This is a genomic window from Streptosporangium sp. NPDC023615, assembly GCF_040640155.1.
In the GTDB taxonomy this organism is placed as follows: Bacteria; Actinomycetota; Actinomycetes; order Streptosporangiales; family Streptosporangiaceae; genus Streptosporangium.
This window is the reverse complement of sequence record NZ_JBFABE010000006.1, coordinates 196,247-211,166: the sequence shown is the minus strand read 5'-3', so window position 1 is coordinate 211,166 and position 14,920 is coordinate 196,247. Positions and strand designations below refer to the sequence as shown.

Below are 14,920 nucleotides of genomic sequence, written 5' to 3'. Positions count from 1 at the left end.
CCGCGTTGCAATTCCGATACAAGGCCCTGCAACGGGCCCGCGAACCCGATGAGCTGGACTCCCCCACGCTGCTGGTGACCCCGCGCGGCTGGATCGCGGTGTTCGTGGTGATGATCACCATGGCGGGCGGACTGTTCTGGTCGTTCGCCGACGAGCTGCGCATCTCGGTCAGCGCGCCGGGCCTTCTCACCCACCCCGGCGGTACGGCCCGTATCCAGAGCCTGCACACCGGCATGGCCCGCCGCGTCCTGGTGAGGCCGGGCGAATCGGTGACCGTCGGCCAGGGCATCGTGGAGCTGCAGGACGCCGAGGGCGAGCTGCGGACGGTGGCCAGCCCGTTCGCCGGCCAGGTGGTCGACACCACGATCAGCGACGGCCAGGTCGTCCCGGTCGGCACCACGGTGGCCACGGTCGAGCGGACCGACGTCGCCGGTGACCGCCTGGTCGCCATGCTGTTCGTTCCCGCGGACCGGACGGCGCTGATCTCCCCCGGCCGCCTGGTCGACCTGTCGGTCGCCACCGCGCCCGCCGCCGTCTTCGGGCTGCTGCGCGGCAAGGTCACCTCGGTCAGCCGCTACCCGCTGACCGAGGAGGCGCTGGCCGGACTGGTGGGCGGCGAGCTGGCCGCCAGGAAGTACAGCGCCGGCCACGCCCCCCTGATGATCATCGTGGACCTGATCCCCGACTCCGGAACGCGCTCGGGGTACGCCTGGTCGACCGCGCAGGGCCCGCCCGTGCGTCTCGACTCCCAGGTGAGCGTGACGGCCTCCATCCACCTGGGTGAGCAGAGGCCGTTCGACCTGCTGCTCGGGCGCTGACGAAGGAGCCACCGATGACGAACACCACCCTGCCCGCCCCGCCACCGCCCACCCCCGCCACCGCGCCCGAACGGGGGCGGGGGCGGCGGCCCTCACGTCCGCGCGGCAGGCGCCCCCACCGGGTACCGACCGTGATGCAGATGGAGGCCGTCGAGTGCGGGGCGGCCGCGCTGGCGATGGTCCTGGCCCACTACGGCAGGCACGTGCCCCTGGAGGAGCTGCGCGGCCGGTGCGGGGTGTCCAGGGACGGCTCCAGGGCGTCCTCGGTGATGGCCGCGGCACGTTCCTACGGGCTGGTCGCCCGGGGCTTCCAGGTCGAGGCCGAGCACGTGCGCAAGCAGACCGGACCGGTGATCATCTTCTGGGCGTTCAACCACTTCCTGGTGGTCGAGGGGGTGACGACCCGGTTCGGCCGCACCATGGTCGCGGTCAACGACCCCTCCGGGGGACCCCGGCTGATGGAGTGGTCGGACTTCGACTCCGGCTTCACCGGCATCATGCTGACGTTCGAGCGCGGACCGGACTTCACGCCCGGCGGCGAGCGCAGCAGGCTGGGCGCGGCGCTGCTGCGGTGGCGGCTGCCGAGCGGGCGGGCGCTGCCGCTGGTGCTGCTGGCCAGCGCGCTGCTGGTGATCCCCGGCATCGCCGGGCCCGCCTACTCCCGGGTCTTCATCGACCAGGTGCTCAGCGGCCACGCGCCGGGCTACCTGCCGGCGCTGCTGGTCGCCATGGCGTTCACCGCGCTGGTCGTCTTCGTCCTGACCTCGGTGCAGCAGTTCTACCTGCTGCGGCTGGAGATCAGGATCGGGCTGGCCGGTTCCGCCCGCTTCTTCCGCCACCTGCTCCGGCTGCCCATCGAGTTCTTCCTGCAACGCCGCCCGGCCGAGGTGTCGCGGCGGGTCTCCACCAACGACACCGTGGCCGAGGTGCTCTCCCGCGACCTCACGCTGACGGTCATCAACCTGGTGCTGGTGGTGTTCTACGCCGCCCTGCTGGTCCGCTACGACGTGCTGCTCGGCGTCATCGGCGTCGGCATGGCGGCGCTGAACATGGTGGTGCTGCGCTGGGTCTCCCGGGTGCGCAAGGACGCGGTCGCCACGCTCCGCAACGACCGGGGCAACCTCACCGGCACCACCTTCGCCACGCTCAGCATGATCGAGACGGTGAAGGCCACCGGCGGCGAGCCCGACGCCTTCACCCGCTGGGCGGGCTTCCTGGCCAAGGCCGTGACCGCGCAGCAGCGGCTCGGCGTGCCCACCGCCCTGCTGATCGTCGTCCCTCCGCTGCTGGCCACGGTCAACACCGGGCTGATGCTGCTGGTCGGCGGGCTGCGGGTGGTGGAGGGCGTGCTCAGCATCGGCATCCTGGTGTCCTTCCAGACCCTGCTGGCCGCGCTCAGCAGGCCGGTCACCCAGCTCACCAACCTCGGCGGCCGCCTGCAGGACCTCACCATCGACATCAAGCGCATCCAGGACGTGGAGCGCTACCCGATCGCCCGCTGCTTCGAGCGCGCGGAAGGCGCCGAGGACGGTGTCGCGCTCGGCACCCGCCTGGAGGGGCGCCTCGACCTGCAGGACATCACCTTCGGGTACGGCCCGCTGTCCGCCCCCATGATCCACGGTCTCTCGCTGACCGTGATGCCGGGCAGCAGGATCGCGATCGTGGGCGGCTCGGGCAGCGGCAAGTCCACCCTGGGCCGCCTGCTGACCGGCCTGTACGAGCCGCGCTCGGGACGGATCCTGCTGGACGGACGCCCGGTGGAGGAGATCCCGCGCACCGTGCTGGCGGCCTCGATGGCCTACGTCGACCAGGAGATCGCCCTGTTCTCCGGGACCGTGCGCGACAACCTGACGCTGTGGAACGACGCCGTCCCCGACGAGGTGGTGGTCGCCGCGCTGCGCGACGCCGCCGTCTTCGACACCGTCCAGGCCCGCGCCGGCGGGATCAACTCCTTCGTCCGCGAGGACGGCCGCAACTTCAGCGGCGGTCAGCGGCAGCGGCTGGAGCTGGCCCGCGCCCTGGCCGCCGAACCGACCCTGCTGATCCTCGACGAGGCCACCAGCGCCCTGGACCCAGAGACGGAACGTGTCATCATGGACAACCTGCGCCGCCGCGGCTGCGCCTGCCTGCTGATGGCCCACCGGCTGTCCACCGTCCGCGACGCGGACGAGATCATCGTCCTGGACCGCGGCCGGATCGCCGAGCGCGGCACCCACGAGGAACTGCTCGCCGCCGACGGCCCCTACGCCCGGCTGTTCGAGACCGGGGGCGGCGCGTGATCCCCGCCGGCCTCCTGGGGGCCACCACCCGGGTGGACCTCGGCACCGAACGATTCATGATCCTCGACGATCCCCGGCGGCTGCTGCTGGTCGAGGCCGGCGCGGTCGACCTGTTCGCGGTACGGACGGCCGGCGGCGAGCTGGAGGGGCGCTGGAACTTCCTGGGCCGGGCCGAGACGGGCACGGTCCTGGCCTGGGGGGTGCGTTCGGGACCGCGGCACGTGATCGTGGCCCGCCCGGTGCCCGGCGCCGTGCTCTCCGGCGTCCCGATCGCGGAGACGGGCGGGCTGCCCGCCGAGGCGACCGACTGGCTGATGAAGGGGCTCGGTCACGGCGTCGAACTGCTCGCGGGCGCGCTGCGCGGAACCCTGCCGCCCCGCCAGTTCGTCCCGCTGCCCGCCGACGGGACGGCCGAGCTGGACGCGGACACCACCGTGCGGTCGGTCGACGGTGTCCTGTGCGTGCGCGTCGAGGCCGGCGAGCTGGAGATCGGCGACAGCGACGGCACGCTGCTCGGCGCGGGCGACGACGTCTGCCTGACCGAGGGGGAGTGGCTGGTCGCCCGCACCGGCACCCGGCTGCGGGCCCGCACGCTGCGTTCCGTCTCCGGCGAGGGCGAGGGGGCGCTCGGCGAGCTGCTGAGCTCCCACGCCGTCCGCCTGCTGACCCGCATCGACGCGCGCATCGACCGCCGGCGCGACGAGGAGCGCGCCACCCTGGCCGCGCTCAGCGAACACGACGGCACCGTGCTGACGCAGGCCGTGCGGAGCTTCGACGCCGTGCTGCGGGACACCGACTCCCAGGTACGGCTGGCCGACGTGGCCGCCGACCCGCCCTCGCTGGCCTCGGCCCGGCTGGTGGGCGCGCACCTGGGTTTCGAGGTCCGGCCGCCGGTGCGGCACGGCGGCCAGGGCCGTACCGTGGACGACCTGCAGGCCATCGCGCTGGCCTCCGGCGTGCGGACCCGCGTCGTACGGCTGGAGGGCCCGTGGTGGAAGAAGGACCTGGGGCCGATGGTGGGCACCCACTCCACGGGCCGCCACGTGGCGCTGCTCCCGCTGAGCCGCGGCTACGTCATGGTGGACGACGGCGTGGTCACCCCGGTCACCGCCGTCGTCGCCCGCAACGTGACCGAACGGGCGCACGTGCTGTACCGCCCGCTGCCCGCCTCGGTCAGGTCGGTCGGCGCGCTGCTGCGCCTGGGCCTGTTCAGCGGCAGCCGCGGTGACCTGCTGCGGTTCGCGGCCATGGGGGTGCTGGTCGCCCTGCTCGGACTGATCGTCCCGATCATGACGGGCCAGGTGCTCGGCGTGTTCACGGTCCGCGCCGAGGTCGACCTCATCGTGCACGGCTCCCTGGTGGTCATCGCCTCCGGGATGGTGATCGCGGCCCTGTCGGTGGTGCAGAACATCGCCGTGCTCAGGATCGAGAGCCGCTCCACCTCGGCCATGCAGTCGGGCCTGTGGACCCGGCTGCTCTCCCTGCCCGCCGGGTTCTTCACCCGCTACTCCACCGGCGAGCTGGGCACCACCGTGCTGGGCATCAGCTCGGCGCAGGAGATGCTGTCGGGCATGCTGACCACGGCCACGCTGGGCCTGCTCACCGGGTCGGCCAACCTGGTCCTGGTGTTCTTCTACGACGTGCGGCTGGCCCTGATCGCCATGGCGCTCACACTGTTCGGGGTCGGGTTCGCCCTCGGCGCCGGGCGGGCGCAGCTGCGCTGGCAGCGGGAGGCGTACCGGCACGAGCAGACCCTGTCGGCCCGGGTCTTCCAGATGCTCACCGCGATGCCGAAGCTGCGGGCCGCCGCCGCCGAGGAGCGGGCGTTCGCCGAGTGGACGCGCGAGGTCACCAGGGGCCGCGCGCTGATCGCCTCGGCCCGCCGCGTGCAGAACGTGGTGACCACGTTCAACGCCGGGTTCCCGCTGGTGTGCACGGCGATCGTGTTCGCGGTGGTGGCGGGCCCGCTGAAGGGCGAGGTCCCGATCGCGGCGTTCCTGCCGTTCTTCACCGCGTTCAGCCTGCTGCTGGCCTCCAGCCTGCAGTTCACCGCCGCCGCCGTCACCGCCATGGGCGTGGTGCCGATGATGGAGAACATCAAACCCATCCTGGAGGCCCGGCCGGAGACCGACGGCACCAAGGCCGACCCCGGCGACCTGTCGGGACGGCTCGCGCTCAGCCGGGTGTCGTTCCGCTACGGCACCGACGGACCGCTGACCCTGGACGACATCGCCCTGTCGATCGAGCCCGGCGAGTTCGTGGCCCTGGTCGGCCCCTCGGGCAGCGGCAAGTCCACGGTGCTGCGCCTGCTGCTCGGCTTCGAGACGCCCCTGTCCGGCACCGTCCTGTACGACGGCCAGGACCTCGCCGAGCTCGACGTCTCCGCCGTCCGCCGCCAGTGCGGGGTGGTGCTGCAGAACGGCGCGCTGCAGGCGGGCAGCATCCAGGCCAACATCATCGGCAGCAGCACCTACACCGTGGACGACGCGTGGGCCGCCGCCGAGATGGCCGGGCTCGCCGCCGACATCAAGGCCATGCCGATGGGCATGCACACCGTGCTCTCGGAGGGCACCACCACGTTCTCCGGCGGCCAGCGGCAGCGCATCATGATCGCCCGCGCGCTGATCGCCAGGCCTCGTATCGTGTTCTTCGACGAGGCCACCAGCGCGCTGGACAACCCCACGCAGAGCCTGGTCGCCGAGAGCACCCACCGGCTCAACGCCACCCGGGTGGTGATCGCCCACCGGCTCTCCACCGTGGTGGACGCCGACCGCATCGTGGTGATGGACGAGGGGCGGATCGTCCAGCAGGGCACCTACGAGGAGCTGCTGGCCGTGCCGGACGGGCTCTTCGCCCGGCTGGCCGCCCGCCAGCTCTGCTGACCGGCGGGCGCCCCGTCCCCGGGGAGGACCTGACCGCGGCCGGGCGTGGCGGTCAGGGGTTGTGGTAGTGCCTCCTCCCCGGCGCGGGGCGCCGCCCGTACAGCTCCGACAGCGTCACGAAGCGGTAGCCCCGGCCCGCCAGGTCGTCCAGGAGGCGCGGGACGGCCCTGACCGTGGAGGGGTGGATGTCGTGCAGCAGCACGATGGAGCCCGGTCCGGCCCCGGCCGCGCGGTGGGCGACGACCGAGACGTCCCGGTCGTGCCAGTCGCGCGTGTCGACGTTCCACAGGATCTGGGCGAGCCCCAGGTGGCGGCTCTCCGCGGCCACCCGCGGGTCGGTCAGCCCGTACGGCGGGCGCATCAGGTTCATCGTCACCCCGGTCACCCGCTTGACCAGCCACTGGGTGCGGCCCAGCTCCTGCCTGATGTCCCCGTACGGCAGCCGGGTCAGCTGCGGATGGTTCCAGGTGTGGTTCCCCAGCTCGTGCCCCTCGGCCACCATCCTGCGCAGGACGGCCTCGTCCTCCCCGGACACCATCCGCCCGACGACGAAGAAGCTCGCCCTGACCCGGCGCTCGGCGAGGATGTCGAGCAACCACCCGGTGTAGGGTCCCGGGCCGTCGTCGAAGGTGAGCGCCACGCACCTGACCCGCTCGCAGTCGACGCGACGGGGCGGGCGCGGCACGGGCGGCACGAGCGTCCCGGACGGCTCTGGCGGCTCGGACGGCGCGAGCGTCTCGGGTGTGTCGGGCGGCTCGGGACCTCGTCGGGGCGTCCGGTCCTCGGCCCGCCGCGTCACGACGTCCCACGGCGCCCCGGCCCGGACCGATCCCGCACCCGGCAGCGGCCCGGGGACCGGCGCGGACCCGGCGCGGGCCTCTGTCCCGGCGCCGGTCCCGGCGCCGGTACCGGTGGCAGACCCCGGCACGGTGGTGGGCACAGTGGTGGGCACGGTGGTCGACACGGTGGTGGGCACGGTGGTCGACACGGCCTCCGGCACCGGCACGGGCACCGCTGATACGGCGGACACCGCGGACACGGTGGTCGTCGCCGGTTCCACCGATCCCACCAGGCTGATCGGAGAGGGACCCCCCGTGACCGCGATCAGCATCACCATGGGCACCGTCCAGACCCGCATGCTTCCCCCCGAAAGCGGCGCGGAGGCGACGATCGATCCCGGCCGGCTCCCCCGCGTGATCTTGGCCGGGCACATCACCAGGATGGGACATCGACCGCCGGTTCACCGCGCCGACGCGCCACCACGACGCCACGACGGCACCGGCCGTCACCCGTTCCCGGCCCTCAGGACCCCGCGCGCGGCGGCTCGACGCCGTCAGGACTCCTCAACGCGACGGCTCGACGGCCCGGCGGCGTCAGGGCTCCTCGCGCGGCAGCTCGACGGCGATCGTCAGACCGCCCTCCTCCCGTGAGCTCGCGGTCACGGTGCCGCCGTGGGCCTCGGCGACGACCCTGACGATCGACAGTCCCAGGCCGCTGCCGCGATCGGAGCGCAGCCGGTCCCCGTGGAGCCGCCGGAACGGCTCGAAGATCGTCTCGATCTCGTAGGGCGGGACGGGCAACCCGGTGTTCGCCACCACCAGCTCCACGCGGTCGGCGCGCTGCCGGGTGGACACCCACACCTGGCCGCCGTCGTGGTTGTGCCGGATCGCGTTCTCCACGAGGTTCTGCACGAGCCTCTCGACCAGCACCGGCTCACCGGCGGTCGGCGCCGGGTCCAGCAGCCGGTGCATGACCACCTCGCGTTCCCCGGCCTCCTTGCCCGCCAGGTCGAGCACGTGCTCGACCACGTCGGTCAGGTCGAAGGGACGGCGGTGGAGGACGGCCTGCTCCCCCTCGGTCAGCGCGAGCAGGCCGTCGATCAGCCGCTCGTGCCGGGCGTTGACCAGCAGCAGCGACTCGCCGAGCCGCCTGACGTCCTCGGTCGCGTCGGGACGCCGGACCGCCACGTCCACCAGGGTGCGGTTGATGGTGAGCGGGGTGCGCAGTTCGTGGGAGGCGTTGGCGACGAAGCGCCGCTGGCCGTCGAAGGAACGGGCCAGGCGGGCCAGGACGGTGTCGACGGTGTCGGCGAGCTCCTTGACCTCGTCCTGCGGACCGTCGTGGGCGATGCGCCCGGTGAGATCGTGGCTCTGGGCGATGCTCCGGGCGCTCACGGCCACCGACCGCACGGGGCGGAGCGTCCAGCCCGCGAACAACCGCCACCCGGCCGCCGTGGCCACCCCGGCGGTCACGAGGAGGGCGAGGCCGCCCACGGTGAGGACGTTCTGGACCGTGTCGGCCTGGTAGACGCGCCTGACCTGCGCGACCCGCTGCTCGGCCACCCGGTACTCGTGGTTCCACTCCATGTAGCGGACGTAGGCGACATCGATGTACCGGGGGTGCCGCAGCCCGTCGCGAGGCTCCAGGTTGTGCCGTACGACGAGGGCGACCGTGGCGAGCAGCAGGGCGCCGGCGAGGAGGAACACCATGCCGCAGGCCAGGGCCACCCTCAGGCGCACGCTCGCCACCGCCGGCCACCTCGAACCCCTCGTCCCCCTCGAACCCCTCGAATCCCCTGCCCTCTTCGGCCCGGCGGACCCCGGAGCACCCTCGGACCCCGCGGAGACCGGGGAGACCGCGGAGGTTCGGTCGCTCATGGGATGCGGTACCCGGCGCCCGTGACGGTCTCGATGACCGGCGGGTCACCGAGCTTGCGGCGCAGCTTCATCATCGTGGTCCTCACGGTGTTGGTGAACGGGTCGGTGTGCTCGTCCCACACCTTCTCCAGCAGCGTCTCGCTGGAGACCACCGCCCCGCCGGCGCGCAGCAGCTCGGCCAGCACGCCGAACTCCTTACGGGCGAGCGGTACGTAGAGCCCGTCGCGGAACACCTGCCGGTGCGCCCGGTCCAGGCTGATGCCCGCCCGTTTCAGCAACGGCGGATCGGCGGGCCGCGCCCGGCGCCCCAGCGCGTGCACGCGGGCCGTCAGCTCCTCGAACGCGAACGGCTTGGGCAGGTAGTCGTCGGCGCCGAGGGACAGGCCCGTCACCCGCGAGCGGACGTCGCCCGCCGCGGTGAGCATGATGATCCGCACGTGGGCCCCGTCGGCGACCACGGTCCTGCACACCTCGTCGCCGTGCACGCCCGGCAGGTCCCGGTCGAGGACGAGCACGTCGTAGTCGTGGAGCCGCAGCCGTTCCAGCGCGGCCTCCCCGTCGTAGGCGACGTCGACGGCGAGCGCCTCCCCGCGCAGTCCCTCCGCGATCGAGTCGGCGAGCATCGGCTCGTCCTCGACGACCAGTACCCGCATGACACCCCCGGCTCCGAGTCGCGTCAGCGTCGCACAGACGGCATAACGCGGGCATAACCGAACTTGGTGACGGCAAGATTATCGGTCGATCGCTGGACTGCTCCCACCGTGCCGGGAATCCCCCGGCCCCGTGACGGGGGACGTCCATGCTCATCCCACCCGGCGAGGTCCGGCCCGCACCCGCCCCGCGCGAAGGGAGCGGACGGCGTGGCGCCCCCGGCGCCCGCGCCACCCGTGCCGCCCGTGCCGCCCGCGCCGCCCTCGGTGCTTCCGGCGCCCACCGGCCGTTCATCGTGGTGGCCGTCCTGGCGGCGGGACTGCGCGTCCTCGTCATGCTCGGCTACGACACCGCGCAGCTCTACTGGTACGACTCCTTCACCTACCTGGACACGGCCGTCCACCTGGCGCCCTCCGGCGCGTTCCATCCGGCCGGCTACCCCTTCCTGCTGAGGCTGCTGCTGCCCTTCCACAGCGTGGAGCTCGTCGCGGGCGTCCAGCACGCCATGGGCCTCGGCACCGGAGTGATGATCTACCTGCTGCTGCGCCGTCACACGCTCCCCCGGTGGGGGGCGACCCTGGCGACCCTGCCCGTGCTGTTCAACCCCGCCTTCCTGCGGCTCGAACACGCCGTGCTCTCCGACACCCAGCTCATCTTCCTCATCACCGCCGCCCTGACGGTCCTGATGTGGCGGGCCCGGCCGTCCACGCGGACGGTCGCCGTGGCGGGCCTGCTGCTGGCGCTGGCCGGCCTCACCCGTACGGTCGCGGTGCCGCTGCTGGGGCTGGTCCTGCTCCACCTGCTCCTGCGGCGCGCCGGCCGGCGGCGGGTGGTGGCGCTGGCCGTCGCCGGGCTGGTCCCGCTGGCCGCGTACGCGGGCTGGTACCAGCAGCACCACGGGCGGTTCGCGCTCAGCGGCTCCGACGGCGTGGCGCTGTGGGCGCGCACGATGACGTTCGCCGACTGCTCGGTGATCAGGCCTCCGGCCGGGGAGGCGGTCCTCTGCCCGAACGGCACCGTCGTCGACGCCGCGTCCGAGTACGTCTGGACCGCCGGCGCCTCGCTCAACAGGCTGCCGGGAGGCCGGTTCGCCCACAACGACCTGGCCAGGTCCTTCGCGCTGCGCGCCATCGCCGCCCAGCCGCTGGACTACCTGCGCGAGGTGGCCCGCGACACCGCGCTCACCTTCTCGCCGACCCCCGTCCGCCACCCCCTGCGCGTCTCCCCCGCCCTGACGTTCCCGGTCGGCTCCTGGCCGTTGCCGTCCTTCCCGCTGATCGACAAGGTGCGCCGGGACTACGACGGCGACATCCGGGGGATGTCGTCGGTCCAGCCGTACGGGAACCTCCTGGGCGCGTACCCCTATCCCGAGGTCCTGCACGGCCCGCTGCTCGGGGCGCTCCTGCTGCTCGGCGCGGCCGGGGCGGCCGGGCGGCGCCGGGCGGCCCTGCTGCCGTGGGCGGCGGCCGTCTTCCTGCTCGTCGCCCCGGTCGCCGCGCTGGACTTCGACCACCGGTACGTGCTGCCCTCGATCCCCGTGGCCTGCCTCGCCGCGGCCCTGTCCGGGGCGGCCCTGGCCCGCCGGGCCCGCGTCCTCAGCGGTCGGGGGTCTCCCGCGGCTCGGTGACCACCATCATGAACCGCAGCGGGTCGTCGCCCTCGTTGGCGTAGCGGTGCGGGCGGTCGGCGCTGAACACGACGGCGTCGCCGGTGTGCACGAGGTGGCTCCTGCCGTACACCGAGAGGGTGAGCGTCCCCTCCAGCACGGTCAGCATCTCGCGGGTGCCGGGCGGGTGGGCGTCGCCGTCGTGGTGGTCGCCGGGCGCCAGCCGCCAGTCCCACAGCTCCAGGATGGCGGGGGCGTCGGTGCCGACCAGCAGCCGCGCCGTGCTGGACCGGCCGTGCGGGAACGTGATGACGTCGGCGCCGTTGACCACCCTGACCACGGGGGTGTCGGACACCTCGACCATCCGCGCGACCGTCACCCCGAGCGCGTCGGCGATGCGGGTCAGCGTGCTGATGCTCGGGTTGGTCCTGGCCTGCTCGACCTGGACCAGCATGCCCCGGCTCACCCCCGAGCGGGCGGCGAGCTCGTCGAGGGTCATCTGCCGGTGCGCCCGCTGGGCCCTCACGTTGTTGGCGACCGCCGCGGTGATCGTCTCTGGGTCCATGGGTTCATTGTAGTGAACTCATTTGGCACTCTATTGCACTTCGTATATTGTCCGGAAAGTTCACTGTATTGAACTAGGGGGACGGCATGACGGCAGTGATCCTCGCGACGGCCTGCGCGGCGGTGTACGGCACCGCCGACTTCCTCGGCGGCCTGGCGACCCGCCGGGCGCGGGTGTTCGCGGTGGTGGTGCTCTCCCAGGCCGCCGGGCTGGTGCTGGCCCTCGCCCTGCTGCCGGTCCTGCCGGGGACGCCCACCCTCGCGACCCTGGCCTGGGGTGCGGCCTCCGGGATCTCCGGCGCGCTGGCGGTGCTGCTGTTCTACCAGGCGCTGGCCACCGGGGTGATGTCGGTGGTGGCGCCGATCACTGCCACGGTCTCGGCGGTGCTGCCGGTGCTGTTCGGGCTCGCCGTCGGCGAGCGCCCGTCACCGGTGGCGCTCGGCGGGGTGGCCCTGGCGCTGCTGGCGGTGCTGCTGGTGAGCCGCGCCTCCTCCGACGGGAAGGCGAGCGGGGGATACCGCCCGGTCCTGACCTCGATGGCCGCGGGAGCGGGTTTCGGCGGCTTCTTCATCCTGCTCGCCCAGGTTCCCGAGGGGGGCGGCATCTGGCCCCTGATCGGCGCCCGCGTGGCCTCGGTCGCCGCCATCGGGCTGCTGGCCCTGGCCACCGGCCGTGCCCTGCGCCCGGAATCGGGGGCGCTGCCCTTCATCATCGGGGCCGGGGTCCTCGACATGACGGCGAACGTGCTCTTCATGCTCGCCCAGCAGCGCGGGATGCTGAGCCTGGTCGGCGTCCTCGTCTCGCTGTACCCGGCGAGCACCCTGCTGCTGGCCCGTCAGGTGCTCGGGGAACGGCTCAACACCGTGCAGGTGGTGGGGGTGGGCTTCACCCTGGGCGCGGTCGCGCTGATCGCGGCCGGGTGACCGGGTGCCGGCGGCGCGTCCGGCCGATCACGTTCCGCCGGCGCGTCCGGACACGTCCCGCGGATCACGCTTCACCGGCGCGTGCGGCCACGGTGACCGGACGGGCGACGGGCCCTGGTCGCCGGGATCCGGGCGGACGGCGGCTCAGGCCGCCTGGATCTGGGCGGACGACCGGAAGCCGCCCTCCTCGCGGGCGTACTCCTCGAGCATGGTGCGGAGCTGGCGGCGGCCACGGTGCAGGCGCGACATGACCGTGCCGATGGGGGTGCCCATCCGCTCGGCGATCTCCTTGTAGGCGAAGCCCTCGACGTCGGCCAGGTAGACGGCCACCCGGAAGTCCTCCGGCAGGGCGCGCAGGGCGTTCATCACCGCGCTGTCGGGAAGCTGGTCCAGCGCCTCGGTCTCGGCGGACTTCAGCCCGGTGGAGGTGTGGGACTCGGCGGCGGCGAGCTGCCAGTCCTCGATCTCCTCGGTGGCCGAGAGCTTGGGCGAACGCTGCTTCTTGCGGTAGTCGTTGATGAAGTTGTTGGTCAGGATGCGGTGGAGCCACGCCTTGAGGTTGGTCCCCTCACGGAACTGGTGGTACGAGGTGAACGCCTTGGTGACGGTCTCCTGGACCAGGTCCTCGGCATCGGCGGTGTTGCGGGTCAGACGCATCGCGGACGCGTAAAGCTGGCTGGTCACCGGCACGACGTCACGCTCGAACCAGTCCTGGCGCTGCTCTTCCGTCATCGTGATCATTCGATCCCCCTCGCGCTCTTCCCCCCACTACCGCCCGGCACAGTCGCGATCCACTCTTCCTTGCGGCGTACTCGATGCTCGCAGACACCCCGTAAGGGGGCCGTTAAAAGCTTCACGAGGCCAGGGGGATCATCGATGACTGCGTCCACGGCGGGTGCGACACGCCCTACAGCCGAACAAGTCTCAGTAGCGTAACATCGTTCTCTTGCTTTGGTAGGAGATGTGTCCATCATCACATAACCGCTGGTAGATCCGCTTTTCGGGGTCCTCGGCGGGACGGATCGCACGGCAGCCGAGCCGGACCGGGCCCGTACCGCCACCGGACGCGCCGGCACACGGCCGTGAGCGCCCGCCGGGACGTGCCCCGCGTTCACAGAAGCTGTGACACCCGTATTCACGTCTCCCCGCTTCCCGTGCGCCGAGGACTTAATCTCCTCTTCAGGAGACGACGAGCAAGGCCCGTCGGTTCATCCCCCGGGCGCCCTTTTCCGGTTCTTCGGTGGTACGTCTCAGAAAGATGCCGGTTTTATCCTTTTTCTCGCGGTCGCGAGCGCCCGGTCCCGTGGGCGCGGGCATCCGGGGGAGCCTGCGCCACGCCCGCGGCCGGTGCCCGGCCGGGGTCGTGAGGACCGTGGCACGGACCGGCCGCGGGCGGGCCGGGGTGTGAGGGGACGGGCCCGGTCATGTGGGGGACGGGCCGCGAGAGGGACGGGCCGGGGCGCCGAAGGGTCAGGAGGCCTTCGCCGGGTCGACCTTGAAGATCTCGGCGACGTCGTCCAGCAGGGCGTGCGCGCCCTGCATGCCGACGGCGCTCATCCAGACGGTGTCGTCGACGTCGTGCCGGGCCCCCTTGAGCTTCCCCCACAGCGGATTGGACTCGAACTTCTTCTTGACCGCCCCGACCGCCGGGTCGGGATAGGCCGCGACGAAGATGTGGTCGGCGTCGAGCTGGGAGATGTTCTCCTGGCTGATCGGCACGATGATGGTGTCGGTGACGGTCGGCTGGTCCTCGGGCCGCGGGAAGCCGACGTCCTTCAGCACCAGGCCCGAGTAGGAGTTCTCCACGTACAGGCGGACGGTCGGCTCGCCCGCGAAGCGGACCACGGAGACGGTGGGCAGCTCGCCGTCCCTGGCCTTGATCGACTCGCCGATCGCGGCGGCGCGGTCCCCGTACTCCTTGATCTTCGTCGCGGCGAGCTCCTCCTTGCCCAGGGCCCGGCCCACGAGCGTGAGGTTGTCCTTCCAGAGGGCGCCGGTGGTCTCGCTGAACACGGTCGGCGCGATCTGCGAGAGCTTCTCGTACAGCGCCTCGTGGCGGACCTTGGCCGAGACGATCAGGTCGGGCTTGAGCGCGACGATCCGCTCCAGGCTGGGCTGCTCCAGGGTGCCGACCGACGTGGCCTGCGCGGCGTGGCCGAGGACCGGGGTCAGGTACTCGGGGAGCTTCTCCTCGATCGCCCGGTAGGTGGTGTAGCCGACCACGTCCGTCTCCAGGGTCAGCACCGCGTCGACGAAGCTCTGGTCGAGGGCGACGACCCGCCTGGGCTGGACCGGGATCTCGGCCTTGCCCATCGCGTGCTCGACCGTGCGGGGGAACGCCGCCGTGGAGCCCGTCGCCGGAGCGGCGGAGGAGCCCAAGGAGCCGGAGGTGCCCGCCACGGGGCCGGAGGTGTTCGAACCGCAGGCGGCGAGACCGGCGGACAGCACCGCTCCCGCCACTCCGACGGCCAGGACGCGCAGCGCTCTCATCTGGATGGTCTCCTCGAAAAGATTAGGTAAGCCTTATTTAGCTTAGCGT

At 72.5% G+C, this 14,920-nt stretch carries 11 protein-coding genes; 5 read left to right on the top strand and 6 right to left on the bottom strand.

Annotated elements, in window-relative coordinates; translation table 11 throughout:
- The first annotated feature begins 5 nt into the window (after positions 1-5).
- Genes AB0G16_RS07445 through AB0G16_RS07435 form a run of 3 tightly spaced genes read left to right on the top strand, consistent with a single transcriptional unit; the run spans position 6 to position 5,979 of the window.
- The gene (locus AB0G16_RS07445) at positions 6-818 is read left to right on the top strand and encodes an HlyD family efflux transporter periplasmic adaptor subunit (protein ID WP_362800113.1); all 813 of its coding nucleotides are present in this window, start codon (positions 6-8) and stop codon (positions 816-818) included.
- Positions 819-832: 14 nt separating this feature from the next.
- Complete coding sequence (locus AB0G16_RS07440; protein WP_362800110.1) at positions 833-3,097, top strand: NHLP family bacteriocin export ABC transporter peptidase/permease/ATPase subunit; 2,265 nt, start codon at positions 833-835, stop codon at positions 3,095-3,097.
- Positions 3,094-5,979, top strand: coding sequence for an NHLP bacteriocin export ABC transporter permease/ATPase subunit (locus AB0G16_RS07435; RefSeq protein ID WP_362800108.1), 2,886 nt, complete (start codon positions 3,094-3,096; stop codon positions 5,977-5,979). Before AB0G16_RS07440 ends, AB0G16_RS07435 begins: the two co-directional genes overlap by 4 nt.
- Before the next feature lie 52 nt (positions 5,980-6,031).
- Here the strand turns inward: AB0G16_RS07435 and AB0G16_RS07430 are convergent, their stop codons facing one another.
- From AB0G16_RS07430 to AB0G16_RS07420, 3 genes are all read right to left on the bottom strand, one after another.
- Positions 6,032-7,117: a polysaccharide deacetylase family protein gene (locus AB0G16_RS07430; RefSeq protein WP_362800105.1), complete on the bottom strand. Its 1,086-nt coding sequence runs from the start codon at positions 7,115-7,117 to the stop codon at positions 6,032-6,034.
- A gap of 235 nt (positions 7,118-7,352) precedes the next feature.
- On the bottom strand, positions 7,353-8,507 hold the full coding sequence (locus AB0G16_RS07425; protein ID WP_362800102.1) for a HAMP domain-containing sensor histidine kinase: 1,155 nt from the start codon (positions 8,505-8,507) through the stop codon (positions 7,353-7,355).
- A 125-nt stretch (positions 8,508-8,632) separates the two neighbouring features.
- Entirely contained in the window at positions 8,633-9,289 is a 657-nt protein-coding gene (locus AB0G16_RS07420; RefSeq protein WP_362800099.1) for a response regulator transcription factor, read from the bottom strand.
- Between the two features lie 146 nt (positions 9,290-9,435).
- Here AB0G16_RS07420 and AB0G16_RS07415 point away from each other — a divergent pair, with 146 nt between their 5' ends.
- Positions 9,436-10,914, top strand: coding sequence for a phospholipid carrier-dependent glycosyltransferase (locus AB0G16_RS07415; protein WP_362800096.1), 1,479 nt, complete (start codon positions 9,436-9,438; stop codon positions 10,912-10,914).
- Here the strand turns inward: AB0G16_RS07415 and AB0G16_RS07410 are convergent.
- Positions 10,883-11,458 (bottom strand): XRE family transcriptional regulator, encoded by a 576-nt coding sequence (locus tag AB0G16_RS07410; protein WP_362800093.1) that lies wholly within the window; start codon positions 11,456-11,458, stop codon positions 10,883-10,885. The two genes, AB0G16_RS07415 and AB0G16_RS07410, sit on opposite strands and share 32 nt — an antisense overlap.
- A gap of 86 nt (positions 11,459-11,544) precedes the next feature.
- Between AB0G16_RS07410 and AB0G16_RS07405 the strand changes: the two genes are divergently transcribed.
- A complete protein-coding gene (locus tag AB0G16_RS07405; protein WP_362800091.1) occupies positions 11,545-12,381 on the top strand; it encodes an EamA family transporter in 837 nt (278 codons plus the stop codon).
- 144 nt (positions 12,382-12,525) lie between these two features.
- Here the strand turns inward: AB0G16_RS07405 and AB0G16_RS07400 are convergent, their stop codons facing one another.
- Positions 12,526-13,122, bottom strand: coding sequence for a sigma-70 family RNA polymerase sigma factor (locus AB0G16_RS07400; RefSeq protein ID WP_362800089.1), 597 nt, complete (start codon positions 13,120-13,122; stop codon positions 12,526-12,528).
- 729 nt (positions 13,123-13,851) lie between these two features.
- Entirely contained in the window at positions 13,852-14,871 is a 1,020-nt protein-coding gene (locus AB0G16_RS07395; protein WP_362800086.1) for an iron-siderophore ABC transporter substrate-binding protein, read from the bottom strand.
- Positions 14,872-14,920 lie beyond the last annotated feature (49 nt).